The sequence below is a fragment of the Bacillus cereus group sp. BceL220 genome (assembly GCF_051776965.1).
Classification (GTDB): Bacteria; Bacillota; Bacilli; order Bacillales; family Bacillaceae_G; genus Bacillus_A; species Bacillus_A cereus.
The window spans coordinates 1-24051 of record NZ_JBPWBC010000022.1 but is presented as its reverse complement, the minus strand read 5'-3'; the positions used below and the strand labels follow the sequence as shown (position 1 = coordinate 24051).

Here is a 24051-nt window from a genome sequence, read left to right as displayed (position 1 = left end):
GTTTCATGGTTATCTTTCTTGTATTATGTAACATTAGTAATAAATAGAAATATAAAAACTATTGAATTGGTCCTAATAACCCCATAATTTCTTCAGCTTTTGGATTTTTAATGCTGTAGTAAATTTCTAACCCCTGACGATTTCCCTTTAAAACCTTCCCTCTCATTTTAGATAAATGTTGGGATACTGTTGATTGTGGAATGTTTAAAATTTCGGTCATTTGGGTTACATTTAGTGTTTTATGTTTAGAAAGCTCACTGATCAGTTTTAAACGCATTGGGTGTGCCATAACTTTTAAAAGCTCTACATCCTCTTCTAAAATTGTGTTCTCTACGTTGTGATTTACAAATCTCGTCATAGTATCTTCTCTCCCTTATTTGTTTTCTTCTGTTGTAGTGTAACTTCCGTATTACATAATATTATTATGTTTGAATGTTTATCGTTAAATATATTAAATTAATTATACAACTTTAGTTTGTGCCGTTAGTGGAGTTAATGTGTGGTTCGTATGAAGTTTTTATTTACTATTTTCTATTTAAGTGTGAATGCTCCTTTGGAGAAATTAATTATTAAGATGACAACTTTTAAAGTGACAAATGTAGCCTTTCAACACTTTGAGCGTAACTTCGGGGTGTACCCTCCTAAATGTCCAACGCTTGGACGTTCTCTTGGTACGATTGATATTTTACGCAGGAACCGAGTGGTACGGTTTTCGCACTCTATTTTCTCCCCACCACCTCCTATATCAAGTTATCAAAGAACTTCATATAGCTAGAAAAAAAGTTATGTACATTATCAAAAAAAGACAAACTCTCCAAGATGAAAAGTTTGTCCAAAACCGTGACCCCTTTGGTTCAACACTATAAAATTCAGTTCCGACAAGAATCTTTCTTTTTTCATATCCCACGATTTTTGCATCAATACTAACAATAGTGGATTAGAATAGTGACTTAATACTTGCTAGTACAGTAAGTATACCTATTATAATGACAAATACATTGCTCATCTTACCTCTATATTTAGCTAGTACAGGCACTTTACGAATTGCATACATTGGTAATAGACATAAGATAGCAGCAACTAGCGGACCGCTAAGGGCATCAATGATTCCAAGAATACTTGGATTTGTATAAGCAACATACCAACATGTTAATACAACAAAAGTAAGAATCATTGTCTTAACTGTTTTTTCTCCTATATCTTTCCCACGTTTTTTACCGGACTTGATAATCATGTCACGCATTACCTCATACGCTCCTATATAATGGCCAAGGAAAGACTTTGTAATAGCCACAAATGCAATCATAGGAGCTGCAATAGTGATTACTGGCGAATTAAGCTCATTAGCAAGGTATGATAGGATTGACAAGTTCTGTTCTTTTGCCACCTTAAGATCATCTGGAGTCAAACTTAAAGTACTGCTCCAAACAAAGAACATAACAACAGCGAATGTCATGATATAACAAACTTTTTGTATTTGGGCACATTTGGCATCAGTAGCTTCTATTCCATACGTAGCTCTCTGTTTCATAACAAATGACGAAATCATAGGCGAATGATTAAACGAAAATACGATGATTGGAAGTATCATCCATATCGTTCCTAAATATCCTGTTCCTGTTGAGGCAGTAGAAACACTTGAAAAACTAAGCATTGACGTATTCCACTGTGGAATCAAAGATATTGCGATAAAAAGTAGAGAAGCTATAAAAGGATACACTAGCATGCTCATGATCTTTACAGTTATATCTTGACCAAAATTTAGTATAGCGATAAGACCGAGTACTAAGACAAGCGATAAAATGGCCCTTGGAGGCTCCGGCATGTGCAATTGATGCACGATAAAACTACTAGCGGTATTTGTAAGTGCGACCGAGTACATCAGCACGATCGTATAAATGGAGACAAAATATACAATGTTAAAAATGATACTTGCCTTATTTCCAAAATACTCTCTTATAGTACCTGTAATCCCCTCATCAGCAGAGTTCGAAGCGTAAATCATTTTAGCAAGCGCCCTATGTGAATAATACATAATAGGATAGGCAAGTATGGTAATTAACAGCAATGATAATAAACCACCTGAACCTGCATTAATCGGTAAAAAAAGTACCCCTGCTCCAATTGCTGTTCCAAAAAGGCTCAATGCCCAGGTAGTATCCTGTTTATGCCACTTTTTAGGGTCTAGATAATTCTCATTTTTTACTGCAGTATTATCAGCTTGAAATTCTATGTTTTTTGCAGTATTCCCATTCATATAATAATTCCTCCTTGTGTCCTATTCTCAATTCTCTATTTAAGGTATAGGAATATAGACCGTTCTTGAAAAATGAATTGCTTATATAGTGCACCACAACGAATATCCCTCTTCTAAATTAATCAAAATTAAAAAATTAGCGAAGCATCAACCTGAAGGGTTTGTTACCACTTACAAAACATTTTAATTATATAGTAGTATATTTTATTGATAATTCCCCCAACATACAGGCATCCTTAAGCGAACAATAGAGTATAGAATGTTAAATATTTCACAATATAATCGATAGCTGTTTATTAATTGGATTGTTTCTCCCCAAAGATTTTATTTTTAATGGCAATCCCTGTAGGTGTAGCCGCAATTCCACCTAAACCTGTCTCTCTTAATTCGCGAGGCATCTGTCTTCCAACTCTATACATCGCTTCAATAACTTCGTCAGCATTGATGATATTGTTTACGCCAGCTAATGCGATGTCCGCTGCTGCTAAAGCATTTGTCGCTCCAATGGCGTTTCTCTTTACACAAGGAATTTCTACCAAACCAGCGACCGGATCACAAACTAAACCGAGTAAATTTTGTGATGCAGTCGAAAAAGCTTCAGAAGATTGCTGTGGCGTTCCACCCGCAGCTTCTACCGCAGCTGCAGCCGCCATCGCTGAGGCACTTCCTACTTCAGCTTGACATCCTCCGTACGCTCCTGAAATACAAGCGTTGTTTGCGACTATAGTTCCAAATAACGCTGAAGTGAATAGAAAATGAATCATATCTTCATGACTTAACTGCAACGTATCTTTAATACTAAATAAGACCCCTGGAATTGTCCCACTCGCACCTGCTGTTGGAGTTGCACAAATAGCTCCTAATGCAGCATTTACTTCATTAACACCGATAGCACTTTGGATCGCTAACACCATCAAATCTCCAGAAAGAGCTTTCCTATTTTCTCGATAGTTTTTAATTTTAACAGCATCACCTCCGGTTAAACCGGTTGGAGAAAATACACCGTCACCCTCAATACTTTTATTTATAGCATTTTGCATAGTCGTTAAATTTCGTTCCATTTTACTCCAAACTTCTTCATAAGAAGTTTTAGTTTGTTCGATTTCCTGTTCGATTGCTAATTCATAAATTGGCTTTTGGCTTTTATTAGCTGCATCCACAATTTCTTTTATGGCCATATACATATTTTTCACTCCTTAATGTAATTAAAGAATAATAAGATTAGCTATATTACTGAAATTTCCTAATTCCTTCTGAGCATTACCAGGCAATAGCGAATCTAAAGCGAATGCATATAAATATTTTGTTTTATCTTCCAAACTATGAAAGTTGTTAATTTCCACATCATATTGTTTAAAGATCCTGCGTAAGACAAATTCAAAGTCAGCTCTTTCTGAAATCGCAATAACAACTGGTAATGGCCCCTGCAGATCTAAGCTAAATCCATCAATTTCAACATGTTTGACTTCAATCAATCCACCACCGACCGAAATACCCATCGTTCTAATACTGCGACTTTCATCCTCTACATATACATCTGCCGTATTTGGATGACCGGCAGGACTATCACCCGATTTTTCAATAAAGGTAATGTCAATTCCTTTAGATTCTGCTATTTTAATAGCATCTGGCACTTTACTGTCATCGGCAGCAAAGCCTAATATACCAGCAATAATTGCAAAATCCGTTCCGTGACCTTTATGGGTTTCAGCGAATGATTCATAATACTTTACTACAACTTTTTTTGGAAGACCTTGAAATAATTTATTAGCAACTGTTCCAATAGCCAATGCACCTGCAGTATGTGAACTTGAAGGACCTATCATAATGGGTCCAATCACATCAAAACAACTTTTGTATTTAATAACCTTTTTTTCTTTAATAGATGCTACATTTATATTCATATAAGCACCCCCATAATTTATTATTTTTAATTGCAGTTGTATCTAAGTTATTAGAATGCTCAATTCAAAATAAGATCCGTTTGATAACGCTTTCTTTCTTGAGTTGAATAAACTTCCCTTCTGATCCACAACCCTCCGTATAGCAATCATATCAGTATGTCCAATTTTAGAAAATTACTGACAAGGTTTGTAGAATTTTCGAACCAAATCGAGGTTTGATTTTTTCTCTAGAGGTAATATATTATTTCTCGACGCCCTCATTATAGCTTGTATATTTATAAGTTTAATCTTTTTATATTTTTAGAAAGATCGAATAGACAGAATTTTGAATGGGTAATAAATTACACTTAGTATGTAGCAATTGTGTCCTTTGTTTGAAGCTGTATTAGTTAGTAGAAAAGCAAAAATAACACAGAGTTCCTTTCATAAACATATTGATTATATTGGAAAATCATTATAAAGATACTTATATTGTCCTTTGTCGGAACATCTTATTTCGGACAAGAAAGCTGTTGCAATAAATAATTCATGCAAATGGAAAGGAATCCATTAGTGAAATATAAATCCACTTAAGTATATTAATCATATAAAATGTATTAATATTAATTATCAGAAAAGATGAACTTTTTCTGCGGATCTTAACATAAAGAATATGTTCCAAATAAAAATGGAGATTCCTAGTAGAATCCTTTTTATGCTGTTTTTATATGAAAAATCCTCTTCAAAATGCAAATAAAAAAGGGCTATTTTAGCCCTTTTTTATTTATAAATCCTCTATATCATATTCGGTATATCCCTCATATTTTTAAACACAACTATTTCACTAATCGTATGAAAGGCTTCCTAACTATTTTTACGGCACTTCTATGTGATCAATTAATAAGGATCGGATTCATGGCTTTTCTTTACTGCATCTTTTGTTGCTTCATTTGCAGCTAATGATCCTTGACCATATTTTGATTTACTTACTTCGCGGCCAACCATGAATTAATACAACTGACTTACCTATACCATAATCTTTATAATATAACTTAATTGACGCTTAATTTTCGATTTATTATCATACCCCCAAAAGTAATTATTGGTAGCCTACCAGTTCTAGCTTTAGGAGCTGAAGGTGATAATTTTTGAATTTTATCTGTCCCATAGACAATCTTTCCACCTACTACTATCAATGCAGACTCGATATGCTTGTTTTTTACCTCCAAGACTAGGAGGTTAATAGCAGAAAGTATGGATAAATGTGCATATTGTCTCTTTTTGATGTTACCTTGTATTTCTTTTTCTGTAGAGAACCGTGTATTTCCTGCTGTATATAGGAAGACCTTGTTCTCAATTCAATCGGTTAAACATAAGATTTAAGCGATTTTCAAGATAAAACCTCATCATTACCAATATTTAAAAAACATCTCAAATTCGAGATTATTTGTATAAAAACTGAAATATTAAATCAATAATACATTTAAGTTTTAACAAACTACTAATATATTATTTCTCAACATAGGAAGTATAGAATTATAAGAAACCAATTGTTAATATATAGATATCTCAATTGCGTTATTTCTTTTTAAAGAGAGTTTGTGTTTTTACACAAGCTCTTTTTTATTGCATTTCATATATATTCAACAAGGTGAGTCTTTTCCACTTACAGCAATAGAAAATAAAAATTTGCTTCTTATACAAAAACTCAATACAATTCACAAATAATCTTTAAAACTCAGATATAACAATGAATAAGCAGTCTGTATCCTGACTGGTAAAACTAAGTTATAGAACTATTTCTCTGTAGCAAAATAAAGTAGAGCTATGGTCGGAAAAGCGATTCCTATCCATAATGCTAGATTCCACTCTCCTAAGGCATATGCCCATCCTCCAATAAAGGATCCAACTGCACCTCCTAAAAAGAAAATAGCCATAAATAGCCCATTTAATCGACTACGAATTTCTGGACTCAACGAGAAAATTAAACGTTGGCTAAGCACAAGGTTTGCAGATACTCCCATATCCAACAGAATTGCAGCAATTACTAAAACAGCTATTCCGATGGGCGAACTACTTTGAATAATAAGTGGTAATAATAAAGAAATAATAACAACAGTGAGAGCTATCCCAGTGGCGGGTCGTGTCCAGCCAAGATCAGCTAGACGACCACCTATTGGAGCGGCTATTGCACCTGTAATTCCGACAAGTGCATATAATGCTATGGCAGTCTGAGAAAAATGAAAAGCAGGACTAGATAATAATAATGGAACAGTTGTCCAGAATAAGCTGAAAGCCCCAAATACACAAGCATGATAAATGGCACGACGGCGTAAAATTGGAGTAGTTCGTAGTAGTTGCCACATTGAATTAAGTAAGGTGGTATAATTTGTTTTTGCCTTGGGTTTCCTAGTAGGGAGTACTTTCGATAATACAAATGCCAAAACAATAATTACAGTAGAAGATAAAGCAAATATTGCATTCCATCCCCACATACCGGCTACTAAACTAGATATCGGTCGCGCAAGCATAATACCTAATAACAGACCACTCATGACGTTGCCAACTACGCGACCGCGTGCATTTTCAGATGAAAGATATGATACAAGAGGTACGAGCACTTGCGCTGCGACCGAACCCAGTCCGATAAAGAATGAAGCAATTAACAACAAAGTTGCGCTTTTTACAAAAACCATAGAAATGAGTGCAAATGCACTTGAAAATAACAATATAAGTATCAATTTTTTATTCTCAACAATATCCCCCAAAGGCACAAGAAATAGTAAGCCAACAACATATCCAATTTGAGTTAGCGTTACAATTAATCCAGCGCTACTATTAGAAAGCCCAATTTCATTACTAATTACCCCAATTAAAGGCTGCGCATAATAAAGATTAGCCACGATGATACCACATGCGGTTGCCAGAAGAATGATTAAACCCGATGAAATTTCCTTATCAATTTCTTTATTTTTAAAATTAGACATAACTATTTCCTCCCATACTTTTATTTCAAAATTACTAAATTGCCTTGGCAAGAACTACTGCGATACCATTTTTTATTGTAATAAATTAAATCTGAACTACATTCTGCTTTTAAAAGATCCAATTTCACCTCTTGTTTATCCCCCTTTTCTAAATGTTTTTTAGCAATGTAATTTTTGAATTTTGGAACCTAAATGTAGCCATACCATTACAAGATGTTAGTTAATTAATAAACTGTACGTTCAGTTTATTAATTAACTAAAAATATATACTAAACGTTCAGTTTTGTAAATAGGCTATTTTGTTTTTTATTCATATTAAGTATACTAAACGTATAGTTTATATTTTTGAAAGGAATGATTAATGTGCAAGGTAAAAGAGGTCGACCACGTAATATCGAAACCCAAAAGGCCATCCTTTCTGCGTCCTATGAGTTATTATTGGAAAGTGGCTTTAAAGCAGTCACAGTCGATAAAATTGCAGACCGTGCTAAAGTCAGCAAAGCTACGATTTATAAATGGTGGCCAAATAAGGCTGCTGTGGTAATGGATGGTTTTCTTTCTGCTGCTGCTGCCAGATTGCCTGTACCTGACACAGGTTCAGCGTTGAATGATATTTTAACTCACGCTACAAGTTTAGCCAGTTTTTTGATAAGTCGGGAGGGAACTATTATCAATGAGTTAGTTGGCGAAGGGCAATTTGATTCGAAACTAGCAGAGGAATATCGTGCTCGATATTTCCAGCCACGTCGACTGCAAGCAAAGCAACTTCTGGAGAAGGGAATTAACAGAGGAGAATTAAAAGAAAACCTCGATGTTGAATTAAGCATCGATCTCATTTACGGACCAATTTTTTATCGTTTGCTAGTAACCGGTGAAAAGTTGGATGATTCCTATGTACATGACTTGGTTATAAACGCATTCGAAGGGATACGTTTGAAATGATTAACATGCAAAGAAAGATTTAAATCCCCACTACTTTCTCCTATGCGTATGTAATTTAAATTAACTTAATAAATAAAGTGTTTCATGTTTTAAACTGATGTATATGGAGTAATCTTTTATATACATCAGTTTAAGCATTGATAATTACTTTAAATGGAACATCATGCGATTAATTTTCGTTATGTGAGTATTATAATATCTTAATTTGATTGGCATATAGCATTAATCCATATAAAAAAATACATAGTTAACTCCCCTCCTATCTTGTGGTGTACACGGACATGAAAGTCTAAACTGTAATTTTTTTTATAGCTACAGATTTGTACCCGTTTAATTTTATGTTAAATCAAATAAATACATTTGAAAGAAGAAAAACCTTTAAATAAAAATCCCTCAAATTTTTATTTTTGAAGATTAGATGAATTATACGTATAAATATTTCAGTACTTGCTTCATTTATGAGTAATATGAATGAACGAATTTCTAATACTTCTTGTTCAACTTCTTCTAAATTTATATGGTAGTTTAAGCTGCAGCATCTCGCACCTTAAAATGTAAACCAAAGTGTTAAATACCAATTTATTATCATTAAACTCTTTTTCTTTATCTATAAAATTCTTTTTAATTTTGTCGATATTTATACTTTTTGATATAGCTAAAATCGTAAAAATTAATCATATCAAAAAAATACACGAACCATTGGTGTCATATTTTATTAGTCTTGATAAGGGAATTTAAATATTCTTATTGATAATAAACAATTGAGGATAAACAATTGTACAATGGAAACTCTAAAATTATAAAATATTATAATTAAAAGAGGTATATTTATGAGAATTAGAAAAAATCAAGCTAACCTAACACATAATGAAAGGTTGGCATTTACTAATGCATTATTAGAATTAAAGCGTAGACCAAGTCGTTTACCAAGCTCTTGGGGGAGTACAAGTCGCTATGATGATTATGTTTATTGGCATTTGATGTCAATGATGGATCAAACATCAACTAAACCAGGATCTGCTCATGGAGGTCCTGCATTTTTACCTTGGCATCGATATTTTATAAATCAATTGGAATTAGATTTGCAACAAATCGATTCTACTGTCACACTTCCCTATTGGGATTGGACAGTTAATAACTCTACTGATCCGTCAGCTCCAGGGAGTCCATGGACTAATGATTTTATGGGAGGTGATGGTGATCCTAATCAAGGGTATGCTGTCACAACGGGCCCATTCACAGGTGATAATTGGAAACTAACTCTTTTTGATTACCACCATTCTGACGAGCCTCAAGATATTCGATTACGCCGTCAGTTGGGTACTTTAAAAAATAGCTCGGGAGCTACTATATTGATTAATCTTCCAACAAATTCAGAGGTACAAAATTGCTTATTAGAAACACCATACTATGTTTCTCCTTGGCGTGCATTCCAGGATTTAAACAATCCTTCAAGTATGACGGTAGCGAAACCAAGTTTTTGTAACCGACTTGAAGGTTGGTATGGAGATGGAAGAATTCATAATCAAGTACATTTATGGGTAGCTGGTGCTATACAAGGGTCTATGTATTGGATGAGCTCACCGAATGATCCTGTCTTTTTCTTACATCATGCAAATGTTGATCGTCTATGGGCTCAATGGCAGGTTGCTAATCCAAATGAAGGGTATCATCCTACTGGAACTGGTAGTGAAGTAGGGCCAACAGGTCATAATTTAAATGATCCAATGAAACCTTGGGGGAACAGTGTTACTCCCAATAGTGTACTTAACCATCATAGTCTTGGCTATGCGTATGATACAGATTCAACACCTCTGTCTGAAATTTTGATGCACGCATTCAATACAGACATTACTACAGAAAAGAAAGTAAGTATTGGTAGCTTTATAACTCGAGAGGATTTAGAGAAGATGTAAAAGATTAGGGCGTGATATTAAAATTAACAAACAGAAACCTCTCATTTTTGAGAGGTTTCTGTTTTGTAGATTTTTTACAGATAAATCTCTCACCCCTTCAATGAAGTTCAGCCGAGATACATGTAATTTCGGGGCATAATCTATATTTTATTTTCATTTACAAATTAAAGTGTAACATCCAACTTCTGTACCACCATTATTGACTATGTTCTAATACAAGCGAAGAATAGCCCGTAAACCCTTCATTCATAAGCCGTTAGAACTTCAACTAGTACCATCTCCTCTAATCCATCCTGGAATACAACCGTTTTCCATCATATTCTCCAGACTACTGTTTATAATTGGATTAAAACTAGAAGATGTTTCTCTTTTTTCAAGCTATACCACTTGTCGAAACTCCACTATTTTCTACCTGAAAATAGATTTGTGATTTTCGCGTTTGCTCTGTTGTTTCAAAGGTAACTTGGCAATTTGTACAATCCTTTTCGTCCTGTACTTTATTAGATTTCAGACATACTCTATATGGTCGGTCTTATCCTCTTTTAGTAATAGAGAATAATAATTTGATTCTATACAGAAGACAGTTTAGAACTAACCTTTCAAGCTCAGATATACCAAATTTAAGCAGTCAGAATCCTGACTGCTTAAATTTGGTTATAAAACTTTTTCTCTGTAGCACAATAAAATTTCATTTTTTTATTCTACCAAAAGCATTTTTGTACTTTGCAGCCGCCTCTAGTTCCATTCCTTGTTTTTCAAGGTCACCAAAATTCCCTATAACTATATTAATTACATGTGAAATATAACCGCTAGTGTAACCCTTTCATAATCTACTGGTCCACACTATTAACTTGTTATTAAATTTCCACCTTTGATTAACTTTCCTATTCCTCATCTAATTTCTATTGTTTCTCAGCTTTTTACTCTTATTTTTTGTACTAGAATTTTCTTATCTATTATGTAGTAAACTCCAACATCTTCCTGGTACATCTGTTTCAAACGTTTGAATGTTTCCTGTATCAGCTACAGTAACATAACAGGTTTTCCCAGCAGGACCTCCAAACGTAAGATTATTGCAATTTTTTCCATTAAGTTGGATTTCACTTATAAGATTACCCTCAGGTGAAATTTTTGCTACCACACCTTTGCCAATGCGCGTTACAAACAAATTTCCGGCCAAATCACAACGCATTCCATCAAGTCCAAAATCAGTAAACTCTATTAATACGCGTTTATTACTTAACTCATAATTACTTGATAAATCATATACCCATATTTTTCTTTGTACAGTTTCATTTACATATAGTTTTTTTTCATCAGGACTCACTTCAATTCCATTAGTAGTTCCCATATTCGTTTCTAATAAATGAGTGCTCCCATTTTTATCAATACGCCATAATTGTCCTGTTGATTTTCTCCAGTTAGGATCACTAGCAAATAAAACACCTTCATCAGTTATGGCTAAATCGTTAGGCTGATTCATAGCAGGATTAAAAGCAAACACCCTTATTGCTTTTGTTTCAATATTAACTGCGAATATATTATGGTTACAATAATCAGCAATATACAATGTTCCGTAACGATCAATACGTGTCCCACTACCTATACTATTTTTAGGTAACTCAATAAAGACTTTACTATCTCCATTTGGACTTACTTTGCCAATCGTACCTTTTCTTTTAAAATTAACAGCATAAATATTCCCTTCTTTATCACATGAAGGGCCTTCTATTCCTGCAGTAAATCCATGTGGCTTAGTTAGCATTTTTCTATTTAATGATTCAAAACCCATGATTTTGAGCCTCCTTTCAAGTCACTTTTTCCAGGTTTTGCAGATATACATTTTTTTAGGAAAAGTCTGTATTTTATTTCTATTATCAGATTATGACCTGTTCAAGTAAAACTAGAACAAAATTTAGATTACACGATTGATCTTGAGTACTGATAAGGATTCATCCCATTTAAAGCAGAATATGTACGAACGGAATGATAATATGAATAAATTCAGCGATTAATTGATTATCTAGATGGCCATGTCGTCCTATTCCTAAATCTAAAGTGAATTCTATTTATCTCCCTTTACTATGAGTGTGGTTCCTATATTAATTTCTGATTCAAAATTATCGTTGAATTGCCCACCGCATCCTTCATCTAGTGAAGCAAATCCCCTTAGGGTTACATCAAAGTTGATTTTTTGCATTTCATTTGATTCATCTGCAACTAATTGAAAAAAATTCATACAACACTTTAAATTAACACCCGTTCCTTCACAATCCACAGAAAAATTATCATAAATTAAAGTGATTGCTTTTTCATCAGGGCTTATAAGCCCTGAGAAAGTACCTGCTGGACATCCATTTGGACATCCGTTTTTTTCAATTAATTCAAATTCTGTAAACTTAGCTGCTCCATTTACCACAATATCTAATGAATCTATAACAATTAACCCCGAAGAATCAGAGACACAACTTACTTGAAGTATAGTATTTACATCTATTTCAAATTGTTCATCTGGACAAATAAATTCAGGAGTAGAAAGAATATTTTTAACATTTGAGTTTTCACCTAGTATAAGCGTCTCACTTTTGTAAACCTTTTGATAACAGGGACTAGATTTACTAAACTTTCTATGTTTTTTATCCATCACTTAAATACCTCCTTGAATTTCCCCGATTTTTACTTCATCTAGAAGTCGGCAACTCCTCCACAAATAGTAGTAATTCATCTTAAATCGAAAAATTTATAAGAATACGTTATTCTTTCTAATCTAGCTTGTTTAGAAAGAATAACGTATTTAGTGTTTGGGGAGATTAAAAAATTTTAAATCAATAAACATGTACGTTCGTCTCTATCAAAATAAACTAATAATCAATTCAATAGTGCGATTTCAATTATTAATTCTACTGAATCATATTAATAAGCTGTTTTAAATCTGGTCGATTCCCAATACGTTGTGTTTTTGGTCTTGTCTGTGCATCTTGCTGTGGAGAGCCCGAATTTCTAAGCATGTTTCTTACACGTATAGGAGTCAACGGACTTTGCCCGCGAGCTTTTACAATTCCCTGAAGGCAAGCGATTGTTCCTACAACAATTGGCGAAGCACTAGACGTTCCACTAAATCTATCTGTATACCATGAATCCTCATTTACTCCACTTTGTAAATCACTGTATCCAGTAGTCGTTACTTCTCTTCCCCAGGCTTGTGTATCAACGATAGACCCATAATTTGAGAAGGGAAGTCTAGATCGATCAGGGCCATGATCGCTACCATGAGTACCTGGTGGAGGCGCTCCAGCTCCTACTAAGATAGCACCCGAATCCCTTTGACTACGGTTAAATCTGTTCTCATAAATTGGATCATCTAAATCTTCAGATCCATTGCCCGCAGCCCCTACTACAATAATCCCTTTAGCAGTAGCGAAGCGAATTGCTTCAAAATCGTCTTTCCACCACTCCATAGCAATGTATCCCTTTTGATCAGGTCTATCTTGAAAATTAAACCGTGGTCCAGGTGCATGTAATTCAATAAGAATAATATCTCCAGCACCGAGAGCATTAGCAGCTTGTAAAATTGCATTTGAAGAAGTTTGATTTTGCCCAAAAACCGAAATTGCATGTATTTTTGCGTTTGGACTAATTCCGGTCACACCTACGCCATTTTCATCACCACTAATTTCACCTATTACAGCTGTGCCGTGATTCCTCCACCCTAAATCAGAAGATGGTGTTCCTGCAATAACTCCACCTTGATTTTCTCGTAAATCTTCATGGGAAAATCTCCACGCACCTTCAATATCTACTATATTTACTCCATTACCTTTTCCTCCAGGGAAATTCCAAGCATGTCGCGCATCAATTCCGGCTGGAGCTGCATTTAGATAACCTTGTCTAAAGCTCAAGTCTGGAGTACCTTGGATTGTAACATCCGTTTTAGGTTCTACAGCTAATTTTGCAAGTTCCGGAGCTGGTTTAATGTAAGCATCTTCAACTACACTTGAATTGCGAAATTGCGCTACAAGTTCTTCCAATTTCTCATCAGGAGCAATCACTTTATAGTACTTAGAAAAATCAGGAGGTTCTATATCACTTTCAAGAGATACTGTTTTAATTGGTTGTATTTGCTCCTTCTCGAAAAGTGGCTGAATTTGAACATCCTGAGCAGCTAATAAACCTATAAAATCATCTGTTTCCTGACTGTCAGAAGAGGAGGTTCCTAATTTACTTAAATTTACATTTGATTTAGCTATTATAATCAATTGTCTAGACATAAAAAATTCTCCTTAGTATTTTTTATTTATCTACATATTGTTAGTCTTTAAACAAAAATTACATTCGGTAAAAAATACAATTTCTATATTTGAAGAATTTGTATTCAATTTCTTAAGAAAAAACTACCAGATTTGCAGAAAACTCTGTTATAACTAATCCAACCAGCAGAATTACATAAATTTCAAACTCATTGGGTATTCTCAAGTTTCAATGTTAAAACGTTCGTAACACCTGGAACTTGCGAAATTTCAAGGAGTGCACTCCCTAAATAAGAAGAAGACGTTGCATTAACCTGAAGGATTACTCCCTTAGCTGGTGTTGTAACTCCAATTACCAATTGTTTAGCATTTCCTAAAGACATACTTCTTAATGCTTCTGTACTGATGTTCTGTCCTTCAACCAAAATTAAACTTTCAATCATAATTTGTCCTCCTAACTGCTACTTACACCTTTGTTTTTTTGTGTTCGAATGATGCTTTATTAAATTTGGACCCTGTTGATTTTTTTACATTACTCCAATATCCTTTACGACCTTCAATTTATATATATTGGTCAAATTAAATCGCGATCCAAAATTAAATCACCTACACCTTGAATTAAATGATACTCAGGTGTATTGATTTCTGCACTTTCAGTTAAACTATTTGGACGAAAGAAAAGAGGATTGGTTTTATATAATAAATCATTAAACTCTAAACCAGTCAGTTGACTAACCGTATTCAAAGGAACTTGGTAACTTTCAAGTGGTTTAAACCTTCTTCCTTGATTATCAAACCAAAACTCATCTTGTTTAACTAAAAAAGCAACTGAGCGTAATTTTTTCTTAGAATCAATAAAGAACATAGTTTTCCAAAAACCCGCCGGAATTTGAATACCACAACCCAAATTACCATTTTCGCCACAATATTTTCTGTCGTTTTCAGTAAAAATTGGACCTGTAAAGATGGAAATTTTTCTTGATGGATTGTCATCATGTTCAAGAATCCATTCTTCAATATCATTCCAAATTCCTTGATTAACTTCGCAATGTTGTAAAACAATATTTCCCCAGCAAAATGAATCATCATTTCCTTTCTTTGCTTCTTCTACACTTCCCCAACCGACATCCTTTCTTCGTACCATATGTCCCCTATCCCAAGGATTGTTTCGATATAATTCATTTCCAACCTGATTTTCCTCACCTATACAAGGAGCGAAGTGCCACACATCGGTCCTTTCTATATTTTTCATTAAATTTTTATCAACATTATTAGCACCATAAATTAAAAACTTGCGCCGCTTATTCATTATTAAAGAAAAGTGTGTAAAATTAAAAACTTGTCCATTATTTAAAGTTTCTTCAGCAGATTTACCAACAAGTCTTGGCAATTCTATTACATGTTCTGCTCCTAGAAATTCAGTATTAAATCCTTCACCGATACACATCTTGACCATCCTCCTAAAGCTTAATATATACCTTCACTACTCTGCTTCAACTCTATTTGCTTTATATGAATCGAATGTCTATTAGAAGTTTCTTTATGTTCTGTACAAAAATCATTTGTTTACTAAGACTAATGCAGGTAATCTTCTATTAAAGCGTATAGTACGAAGAATAATTATTTACATAAATTTAAAACCCATTCTGTTTTTAGTATGTCTTTCTCTAATAACCATTTTTTCTCACTAAGAAACTCTTTTAATTGTTGATGTTGTTGAATTGCAACATCCTTCTCGTTGAATTTTTTCAAAGATACTTCAACAATTACTTCTGAGCAACTATCCATTGACCATATTTCTACTTTCACTTTATGTCCTTGCCATTCTCCTGTATATTTCCTTTCAAATACAGGACCATATACAATTGCTTCATTAATTTTATCCTGAGTCGTACCACCCATCTTCCAATTCCGAAACTCTTCGGGAGCATTTTGAAGGAATTTTTCACGTAACTCTTGAATTGACATTGGGTTTGAAGAATCAGGTGCTGTGTTGATCGTATCAAAAGAAAGGCTTAATGTCTTTTTTGGAAATCCCCAATCCACTTCAGGTTCAAATTTTGTACTATTTAAATCAAACCCATCTTCTTTTGCTTGTACTAACATTGCTTCAATATCATCATTGGTAATCGGGTATCTCTTTTTATATGTTAATTCTTGACCATCATCAACTTTACGGTTTCGTAAAATCCATCCCACTTGATACATTTCTTTATTTACCGTATCTATAAATTGAATGTACCGTTGCTCAGCTTTTGTAATTTTAAGTTCATTTTTTACACTTTCTTGTAATTCATGCTTTTCATTTAAAATTTGATTACTTTGAAGAAAAAATTTAACTTCATACTTAATCGGATTTAAATCTTCTGACATGTTATCATCCTTCTTATTAAAGATATTCTTAAGCCGTATTAGAAACATAAGCTGTTAATATGAAAGGAAATCAGCTAATGAATCCTTAATCAATTTAGTATTTATAGTTAACATTATTTAAAGATCTGTATTAGTTTTGAAGCTTAAAGTATTCTTTTAAAAGGGTACTTTAAGCTTCAAAGAAACTAATTCTAGAATATGCTTATAATTAACAGCCAAAAAACTTATTTGGGTTTCTGGGAATTTCTCTATCAAAAAGAACTGCTTTTTTATTTTACATTATTTGAATTTAACATTATGATGCAACGATTTTTCATCCCAATATAAAACCTTTATATATTTATCGCATTTGTAATACACGATATTTTCAGATATACCTGACACCCACTTTTTTATAAAACTTCAAACTTAACTTTTAGAATTTTTTAATGTACACACCTATTAAATCAAGCAAGCCAATACCTTCTGTTTTATTCTTTTGCTAAATCTAACAATCCATTACCTACTAAACGCTTAGAATCAACAAGAGCTGTTGTTCGTTTAATCAATTGTGCATAAATTTCATCCTCTGATAACGTTCTATCAAATTCCTTATTACTTTCACAATGTTTAATAATTAATGCTGCACCACCTGAAATATGCGGAGTTGCCATTGAAGTTCCACTTAAAGTTGCATAGCCTCCACCTTTGTAAGTTGATAAAATCCCTACTCCAGGTCCAACTAAATCTACATTTTTATTTGATTCACTGAAAACAGCTATTTTTTTATTTAAATCAACAGCACCGACCTCTACAACCTCCTGATATGCTCCTGGGTAACTTAACTCATCAGTATTTTGGTTATTATCCCCACCATTACCAGCTGCACAAACAACTAATACATCATTATTGACTGCATTTATCACAGCTTGATGTAGTTCTGGATTATCCTCTTTTCCTGATAAAGACATAGAAATAACTCTTACTTTTTCTCCATTAGGGCCTCTCCAGTTTACTGCATAATTAATCCCATTTATAATCCATTCATAAGCGCCCGATCCATTTGGACCGCCTAGCACTTTAACAATAAGTAGCTTAGCTTGTGGGGCAACTCCTAAAACACCTTGATTATTTTCTGTAGCAGCAATCGTTCCTGCTACATGTGTTCCATGACCATTCATATCAGTATAATTATTTGGATCACTATTGTTATCAGTAGTAAAATTTCTTCCTTCAATAATGCGGTCCTTTAAATCTACATGGTCAATTTGACAGCCTGTATCTAGAACAGCAACCACAACATCTTTTCCTTTTTCACTTTTTTCCCATGCTGCCGGAGCATTTATTAATTTTACACCTTCAGGTATTTCACGAACTTCACTAACAACCTCCAACACATCAAAAGGAATTAATCCTACCTCGTTTTTCTTTACTTCATTTGAATTATTTTGACTCATATCTTCACCTCATGTAATAAATTTTGATTGTTTTTACACAATCAAAATTTATTCTCTACACGTATCTCACTAAATATGTAACTTATTTTTAGATTGCTCTAAAAATCTAGAAAACGATAATCTTCAACAGAAATTCTCTTAGTTTAAAAATTAAATGTATGTCAGTTTATTTTCCCAAAAATCCTTAAGACTTAAATTAAAACTTACCAATAATCCACCGTGAACATTACTAATTTCCGTGCATTTCTAATACTTTATCAAAGAGAGAGTAAAAGTTTGAATCTAATCAAACTAAATAATTTATTTAATCTCCAAAGTAGATACAAAATTTTATCGATAAAAAATATTATCTTATTAAAAATAAGTAAACTAGTAGGTATTCTTCACTGTAATAACCGTTTTTCATATCTACATTAAATAAAAATCCTAATATATTAATTTATAGTTATAATTTCTAACTAAAATCCAAAAAGGCTTTTTCTGCAAAATTCCCCTAGTTATGTTTGCCCAATGATTTCTAATTAATTATGAAGTTTCAATATCTTTTTATAAAATTTTTACGTTCACATCACTAACTGGGGCTCCGCTCCCTCACGAAACAATTCCTGCATAAAATCTAGTTATCATATATCCCCTCGTTTAGTTTAAAAATGTTTTAAAGTAGGTGTATCCTCAATATTTTCACTTTTTATGGCATTTGTTTTTATCTTCAATTTGCTGCATTTGCAAAAGTGTTTTCTTTGCTTCTTCATTCCCCTTTTCCGCTAATTTTTCAAGCTGATATTTTGGTACAAAACCTCCACTATGAAGCTGTTTCTTGTCCATGTACTTTCCTCCTTCAACAGGATTTAATAAATTAAAGTCAATCAAAATTAGTATGAAGCAATCGTATTTCTTTATACACGCATGCACAATTTTCAATTTATCCAAAACAAATTATTTGGTTAGACTTTTTATGTAGATCAATTGAATATTTTAATATTCCAAGTTCTCTCATTTGAACTGTATAGAAATTAGGGTTTTCATTTAGAGAGTATTTCCAGACCCAAACTCAATTGCGATAGGATAACCCATATAGAAAAATTTTAAGTTTATATATTATATGTCCGGATCCTTATACGTTAAGGATCCGGTTACTTACTTACTTACTTACTTACTTACTTACTTACTTACGATCTTTTATCATTTTATCTTAAAAAAGCTTTAGATTATTAAAAATTATTTTCTCATTTAATTTCCACACATAATTAACTGTCAACGTATTATAATCTCTTCCAAATGAAGATATATGTTGTAAATATACTATTGGAATGTCAATGACTTCTACATATAAATCATCTATTACACACGAAAGATGAATTTGCAAATCATTCGCTCTATGTAATTGATCTACTTTCCCCTAATCAATTAAAATTATCTTCTTATAACTTACAGCATCAAATCTTTTTATTGCCTCTTTCACTGCGAATTCAACTACTTAATAAAAGGATTATCTTATGCACATTAATTTCGTTTCAAAGCTTCTTTCACTGCATCAAATGCGTCCACTCTACCATGTCCAAACCATGGACTCCATGTCCCATCACTGCTTCCAATATTAATAAATGTACCTTTATCAAATGGTTGAATTGGTGAAATGTCCCACGATGTATCCATATCAAATGAACTTGGTGGTGTCTTTGAATAACCCTCAAAGTTCAAATTTTTAGATGCTGTGCTTTTTAAAATAGAAATCACTTCTAAAGCTGATAAATGTGGATTCGCTGAAATAGTTAAAGCCGCAATCCCCGCTACTAAGGGAGTTGCACTGGAAGTACCACCAAAACGACTTGTTACATTTTCTGGTATACAATTCCCATGTAAAACTGGGATAGAACCAGTTGTTGTCGTAATTGGTACTCCTTTAACAGGCATTCGAAAATATTCGTGCAGATTGCTACTAGGTGCAGTTATTGAAAGTCCAAAACCATAATTTGAATAATGACTTCTTTGCGCTAGACTACTGAGTGCTCCTACAAACATAACACCAGAAATACTAACTAAAGAGTGATGAAAATTTTTAGTTTTTATTACACCTACCCATGAACCATTTTCCCATCCATCAGTATACGGTACATCAACCAAAGCATTATGCTCAATTGGACAATTCTCATTCCCTGCTGCCCACAAAAAAACAATGCCTTTACGTCTTCTTCCACCAGTTTTTGTTAATTCAGTGATTTTCTCCAAGACTTGAATAGGCCATGTTCTTTCAGGACTCCTTCCCCATGAATTTGAAAAAACATCTACCTTATCAGCAATATAGTTTAAAACAGTGATTAATTTTGAATCAGTTATAAATAAACCTTCTTCGTTTGATTCCCATTTTATAGGTAAAAGCCGACAACCTGGTGCTGCACCTACTGTAAACTGTGCATCAACTTCTGCTGCAATTACTCCAGCGCAAGAAGTACCATGATTTTTACACGTTATATACATTTGTTGTTTTTGAAAGTCACTATCCGTATTTACAAATAGTCGTTCATTTTTAAAGTATCCATAGCTAGCAAATTTGTTAGTTGAATTAAAATCTGGATGATCTACTTTACATCCATCATCTGAAAAACCTATAACAACTTCTTCACTGCCAAAATGACCAAGCAATTTCCAAGCATCTTCACATCTTGTGGAAGAACGCAAATCATATTCTGCATTTCGAAAGTGCGTATGTAAATGCCATTGCTTAGAATACGATTCATCATGCGGTATTTCCAAATCATACGTATGCATCCGATGATTTAAATCATGATCTGCTACTTCTACATTTACTTCTTCTTCCATAAGTTTAACAATTAATTTGATCGGATTCATACCAGTAGCATTAGTAAGTTGAAACAGATAATTATAATCATCATATTTCTGTAGTAATACTAATTTATAACGTGTAGTGAAAAGAATAACCTCTTCTTCAGAATATATTTTACGAAACTTTACAAATATACGATCTGTAATAAGAAATTCATCGTTTGTTTCCATACGATAATATGCATGATGTGCAGGCGCTATTTCTCGTGCAGCATTCATCAAATCCTCAAGGTTACTTTCGTCTGTTGTAATACGAAAAGATGCTGGAGATACTTGTTCAACCTCTGATTTTTTATGTACTTCCTTTAAATTATCAGGACTTGTTCTAATTACAAATTGATTTTCTCGTTTTTGAAGTAAAACCTTTTTTCCTGCACGATAAGTATATAATTCTTGTACCATAACACAGAACCTCCTGATTATAAGGAAACATTACTCAAGTTTTTATCGATTAATATATAAACTAGATTATAAATTCCCTTTATGATTATAAAAATTAGGGCTATGCATTTATTTCTTAACCCTTTTACAATTTTTTCATTTGATCAAACTTGCCTCTTTAAAAGTGTTTTCCTTTTACATTTACTTCCATCCACCGTTCTCCACAGATAAAAAACATAACTTATTTCATTAACACTTTTACAAACATTATATTTTCAAATAATTATTTCTTTATTTAATTCCTTACACGCCGTAATAATAGACCCCTTGATAGAATTACAAATATTATTTTAATTACTACTTTTACATTAGTTATATGTACATATTTTCAATCCATATATATTATGAGCTGATATTTGAATATTTTATTCATAAATTTTTCATTATAAATTCTTAATAAAAAAATACTACTTCACATTTTTACTAAAGTATTTTTAGGATAAAAAATAAGATACGGATAATACTACATTCTGATTAAACAAATTTTTAGGAGCTGATAGAATTGCCGTTAAAAAACTATGGAGTTTTAAAAGGGAAAGTTGTAGGGTATACCCCTCCTGATAATAAGGATAGGACACCCCATTTTACAGTTAATGTCTCGGATAATAATAACCGTGAATACGAAATTATTATTAATGTAAAATCAAAAAAACGACCATCCGAGTTATTATATTATGCAGGTAAAAATTTTCATTCCGAACAAATTACAAATCTACCTAACTTAAATTATGGTTTCACAAAAATCACTCGTAACAACAGAGAAATTGCATTAGATTATATTCGTGGCAATTTACTTGATCGCTGTAAATTAGTCCCTCTTCCAGTAACTGCGCCTGGAGAAGATAACGACTTACAAGACAAATTTTTAAATTACATGAAAACATCTGCAAATAATCCCAAAGTCGATATGTATGCTTACGGTGAAGAAATCCCACCTGGAATTCATGATGTTCATATGAACCAAGGAAATGTAGAACAATTCAGAGTGGATGATGGTATTTGGCAAGACGGTGGTGTACTTTTCCATTATAAAGACACTGATAAATGGGAAGCTGTATTTTTAGCTTTCCAATCACAATCATGGTGTACAGATGATGACGGACATGCAACCAAGCCTGTAGAAGAATGTAATTACAAAAGCGATTGTTAAGAATAAAGTATATAGATAGTAACGATCTTATAAAACCATTTTTGATACACATTAAAATATTAAGTTATTTCTAATACCTATCTTGGCATTAACAAAAAAAGATTAACTTTGAATTTTCCCCATCAAAAATTAAGAGACAGTGTAAACTTACACTGTCTTTTTTTAAATCCAATTAATTTAAGTTATTATGATAAACCTAAAATTCAGAATTAACGTGGTATCTAGTTATATTTATAAAGAGGTTGTCTTAACAATGAATGAATAAATAGAAACCCCATTTAATTATATAAAAAATATATAATTAAATGGGGTTATTTGCGTTATAAATTTTAAACCAACATATCAGCGAAAGAAGATCCAACATTATTTTTACGCTTCATATGCTTTTCTAAATATATTTTAGTGGTTTGTATATTTTCATGACCAAGTGTTTGCATTAAATGATATAAATCTGCATTTCCCTGTTCTACTGCCATAATGGCAAAAGCATGACGAAATGTATGCGCTGTTACTGGATTTTCACGATACAGTAGAAACTCTAAGTTTGTCTTTTTTACCATATCTGTTACTTGATTCGATAGTGTTTTAGAGTTATAAGTATTTCCTCTTTGATTTATAAATAACGGACTCTCATCCCCTTTTTCCAATACGGTTTGGCATCCTCTTCTCCGCCTCATTTCACAAATACACTGGTATAAATGTTCCGAAATGAAAAGTTCACGCACTTTATCCCCTTTTCCAGTAACTTTTAACCAGTACTTTCCGTCATAATGTAAATCCTTCACTCTCGCGTTGCACAATTCTTGAATTCTTGCACCAGTACTTGCCAGGGCAAGTAAAATTGTATAGTTTACTAAATGTCCTCTTTCTTTATAAAACCCTAAAATTTTCATAACCTCATCATAGGATAGATCCCGATTTGGCCGATCTTGTTCATTTACATTTGCGCGCTGCAGTTCTTCATGAAGAGGTTTTTCAATATAAGAAAATACATGAAGATGTTTTAGAAAAGAACGAATGAGCACTGTTTTCTTTGCAAGTGTTGCGACTGCATATGTGTCACCATTCCTACCGTTCTCTACCCGTTTCAACCAAGAATTGTATTTACGAATATGCCAAGGTTGCAATGTTTTCAATAAAGATTCCTTTTTCTGTACCTCCTCCCCATTCAATTCAAATTCTTCTGCACGCTGCACCATGCACTGACAAAATGATACGATTTCTGAGATATAACTCTTTTTTGTATCCTCTTTTCTATTCTTCTTTTCATCCATATCTTTTTGTAAATGTACGAAATGATAAATGACTTCTATATCACTTAAATACGTATATTTATTCTTCCCCTCTTTTTCTGCAACCTCCATCTTCTCTTCCACCTTATCTACATAACTATTGTTATGCAGAAATGGAACGATATCTCTTATATTCTCTACATATGTATCTATATACTCACTTTGATTGTTTATAATTGATAAATTTTCTTTTATATATTTATTATTCATATTTCGAATTAACCTCTCCTATTGAAGATTATAAATATAATTATCTTTATTACTTATAATTATTATTTTATTT

At 32.9% G+C, this 24051-nt stretch carries 18 protein-coding genes and 2 pseudogenes; 3 read left to right on the top strand and 17 right to left on the bottom strand.

Annotation, left to right across the window (positions count from 1 at the left end):
* Positions 1-58 precede the first annotated feature (58 nt).
* The 6 genes and pseudogenes from ACS2FK_RS28220 to ACS2FK_RS28195 form a co-directional block, all read right to left on the bottom strand.
* Complete coding sequence (locus tag ACS2FK_RS28220) at positions 59-358, bottom strand: ArsR/SmtB family transcription factor (protein WP_000196664.1); 300 nt, start codon at positions 356-358, stop codon at positions 59-61.
* Between the two features lie 579 nt (positions 359-937).
* A complete protein-coding gene (locus ACS2FK_RS28215) occupies positions 938-2257 on the bottom strand; it encodes an aromatic amino acid transport family protein (RefSeq protein WP_063550052.1) in 1320 nt (439 codons plus the stop codon).
* Between the two features lie 296 nt (positions 2258-2553).
* Positions 2554-3441, bottom strand: coding sequence for an L-serine ammonia-lyase, iron-sulfur-dependent, subunit alpha (gene sdaAA / locus ACS2FK_RS28210; protein ID WP_063550054.1), 888 nt, complete (start codon positions 3439-3441; stop codon positions 2554-2556).
* Between the two features lie 21 nt (positions 3442-3462).
* A complete protein-coding gene (sdaAB, locus tag ACS2FK_RS28205; RefSeq protein WP_063550056.1) occupies positions 3463-4161 on the bottom strand; it encodes an L-serine ammonia-lyase, iron-sulfur-dependent subunit beta in 699 nt (232 codons plus the stop codon).
* A gap of 876 nt (positions 4162-5037) precedes the next feature.
* Positions 5038-5145 (bottom strand): annotated as a pseudogene (locus ACS2FK_RS28200) (catalase); the annotation flags it as partial.
* Positions 5146-5936: 791 nt separating this feature from the next.
* Positions 5937-7127, bottom strand: coding sequence for an MFS transporter (locus ACS2FK_RS28195; RefSeq protein ID WP_063550058.1), 1191 nt, complete (start codon positions 7125-7127; stop codon positions 5937-5939).
* 363 nt (positions 7128-7490) lie between these two features.
* Here ACS2FK_RS28195 and ACS2FK_RS28190 point away from each other — a divergent pair, with 363 nt between their 5' ends.
* Positions 7491-8069, top strand: a complete 579-nt coding sequence (locus ACS2FK_RS28190; RefSeq protein WP_001161705.1) for a TetR/AcrR family transcriptional regulator — start codon at positions 7491-7493, stop codon at positions 8067-8069.
* A gap of 830 nt (positions 8070-8899) precedes the next feature.
* Complete coding sequence (locus ACS2FK_RS28185; RefSeq protein WP_063550060.1) at positions 8900-9985, top strand: tyrosinase family protein; 1086 nt, start codon at positions 8900-8902, stop codon at positions 9983-9985.
* 199 nt (positions 9986-10184) lie between these two features.
* Here the strand turns inward: ACS2FK_RS28185 and ACS2FK_RS28180 are convergent.
* The 10 genes and pseudogenes from ACS2FK_RS28180 to ACS2FK_RS28135 all read right to left on the bottom strand — a co-directional run.
* Positions 10185-10487: pseudogene (locus ACS2FK_RS28180) on the bottom strand (hypothetical protein); the annotation flags it as partial.
* A 447-nt stretch (positions 10488-10934) separates the two neighbouring features.
* Complete coding sequence (locus ACS2FK_RS28175) at positions 10935-11777, bottom strand: SMP-30/gluconolactonase/LRE family protein (RefSeq protein WP_000505353.1); 843 nt, start codon at positions 11775-11777, stop codon at positions 10935-10937.
* A 273-nt stretch (positions 11778-12050) separates the two neighbouring features.
* On the bottom strand, positions 12051-12629 hold the full coding sequence (locus tag ACS2FK_RS28170; protein WP_230387383.1) for a DUF4360 domain-containing protein: 579 nt from the start codon (positions 12627-12629) through the stop codon (positions 12051-12053).
* Positions 12630-12885: 256 nt separating this feature from the next.
* Positions 12886-14253 (bottom strand): S8 family peptidase, encoded by a 1368-nt coding sequence (locus ACS2FK_RS28165; protein WP_063549398.1) that lies wholly within the window; start codon positions 14251-14253, stop codon positions 12886-12888.
* Positions 14254-14441: 188 nt separating this feature from the next.
* On the bottom strand, positions 14442-14675 hold the full coding sequence (locus ACS2FK_RS28160; protein WP_000573034.1) for a hypothetical protein: 234 nt from the start codon (positions 14673-14675) through the stop codon (positions 14442-14444).
* A gap of 131 nt (positions 14676-14806) precedes the next feature.
* Positions 14807-15679, bottom strand: coding sequence for a DNA/RNA non-specific endonuclease (locus tag ACS2FK_RS28155; RefSeq protein WP_063549400.1), 873 nt, complete (start codon positions 15677-15679; stop codon positions 14807-14809).
* A 173-nt stretch (positions 15680-15852) separates the two neighbouring features.
* Positions 15853-16605: a hypothetical protein gene (locus tag ACS2FK_RS28150; RefSeq protein WP_063549402.1), complete on the bottom strand. Its 753-nt coding sequence runs from the start codon at positions 16603-16605 to the stop codon at positions 15853-15855.
* A gap of 470 nt (positions 16606-17075) precedes the next feature.
* Positions 17076-18041 carry a S8 family peptidase gene (locus ACS2FK_RS28145; protein ID WP_000081359.1) on the bottom strand — a complete coding sequence of 322 codons (966 nt, stop codon included), beginning with the start codon at positions 18039-18041 and terminating at the stop codon, positions 17076-17078.
* A 681-nt stretch (positions 18042-18722) separates the two neighbouring features.
* A complete protein-coding gene (locus ACS2FK_RS28140) occupies positions 18723-18866 on the bottom strand; it encodes a hypothetical protein (protein WP_000358797.1) in 144 nt (47 codons plus the stop codon).
* A gap of 678 nt (positions 18867-19544) precedes the next feature.
* The gene (locus ACS2FK_RS28135; protein ID WP_063549404.1) at positions 19545-21287 is read right to left on the bottom strand and encodes a S8 family serine peptidase; all 1743 of its coding nucleotides are present in this window, start codon (positions 21285-21287) and stop codon (positions 19545-19547) included.
* A 541-nt stretch (positions 21288-21828) separates the two neighbouring features.
* On the opposite strand from ACS2FK_RS28135, the gene ACS2FK_RS28130 reads away from it, so the two are divergent.
* Positions 21829-22476 carry a YukJ family protein gene (locus tag ACS2FK_RS28130; RefSeq protein WP_001128577.1) on the top strand — a complete coding sequence of 216 codons (648 nt, stop codon included), beginning with the start codon at positions 21829-21831 and terminating at the stop codon, positions 22474-22476.
* 329 nt (positions 22477-22805) lie between these two features.
* On the opposite strand, the gene ACS2FK_RS28125 is transcribed toward ACS2FK_RS28130, so the two are convergent.
* Positions 22806-23978: a tyrosine-type recombinase/integrase gene (locus tag ACS2FK_RS28125; RefSeq protein WP_063549406.1), complete on the bottom strand. Its 1173-nt coding sequence runs from the start codon at positions 23976-23978 to the stop codon at positions 22806-22808.
* Positions 23979-24051 lie beyond the last annotated feature (73 nt).

Bases quoted from the DNA above. Each gene is read 5' to 3' on its own strand.
- ACS2FK_RS28220 (WP_000196664.1), bottom strand. From the start codon at position 358: ATGACGAGATTTGTAAATCACAACGTAGAGAACACAATTTTAGAAGAG.
- ACS2FK_RS28215 (WP_063550052.1), bottom strand. From the start codon at position 2,257: ATGAATGGGAATACTGCAAAAAACATAGAATTTCAAGCTGATAATACT.
- ACS2FK_RS28140 (WP_000358797.1), bottom strand. From the start codon at position 18,866: ATGGACAAGAAACAGCTTCATAGTGGAGGTTTTGTACCAAAATATCAG.
- ACS2FK_RS28150 (WP_063549402.1), bottom strand. From the start codon at position 16,605: ATGTCAGAAGATTTAAATCCGATTAAGTATGAAGTTAAATTTTTTCTT.
- ACS2FK_RS28160 (WP_000573034.1), bottom strand. From the start codon at position 14,675: ATGATTGAAAGTTTAATTTTGGTTGAAGGACAGAACATCAGTACAGAA.
- ACS2FK_RS28125 (WP_063549406.1), bottom strand. From the start codon at position 23,978: ATGAATAATAAATATATAAAAGAAAATTTATCAATTATAAACAATCAA.
- ACS2FK_RS28145 (WP_000081359.1), bottom strand. From the start codon at position 18,041: ATGAGTCAAAATAATTCAAATGAAGTAAAGAAAAACGAGGTAGGATTA.
- ACS2FK_RS28135 (WP_063549404.1), bottom strand. From the start codon at position 21,287: ATGGTACAAGAATTATATACTTATCGTGCAGGAAAAAAGGTTTTACTT.
- ACS2FK_RS28185 (WP_063550060.1), top strand. From the start codon at position 8,900: ATGAGAATTAGAAAAAATCAAGCTAACCTAACACATAATGAAAGGTTG.
- ACS2FK_RS28195 (WP_063550058.1), bottom strand. From the start codon at position 7,127: ATGTCTAATTTTAAAAATAAAGAAATTGATAAGGAAATTTCATCGGGT.
- ACS2FK_RS28165 (WP_063549398.1), bottom strand. From the start codon at position 14,253: ATGTCTAGACAATTGATTATAATAGCTAAATCAAATGTAAATTTAAGT.
- ACS2FK_RS28155 (WP_063549400.1), bottom strand. From the start codon at position 15,679: ATGTGTATCGGTGAAGGATTTAATACTGAATTTCTAGGAGCAGAACAT.
- ACS2FK_RS28175 (WP_000505353.1), bottom strand. From the start codon at position 11,777: ATGGGTTTTGAATCATTAAATAGAAAAATGCTAACTAAGCCACATGGA.
- ACS2FK_RS28170 (WP_230387383.1), bottom strand. From the start codon at position 12,629: ATGGATAAAAAACATAGAAAGTTTAGTAAATCTAGTCCCTGTTATCAA.
- sdaAB (WP_063550056.1), bottom strand. From the start codon at position 4,161: ATGAATATAAATGTAGCATCTATTAAAGAAAAAAAGGTTATTAAATAC.
- sdaAA (WP_063550054.1), bottom strand. From the start codon at position 3,441: ATGTATATGGCCATAAAAGAAATTGTGGATGCAGCTAATAAAAGCCAA.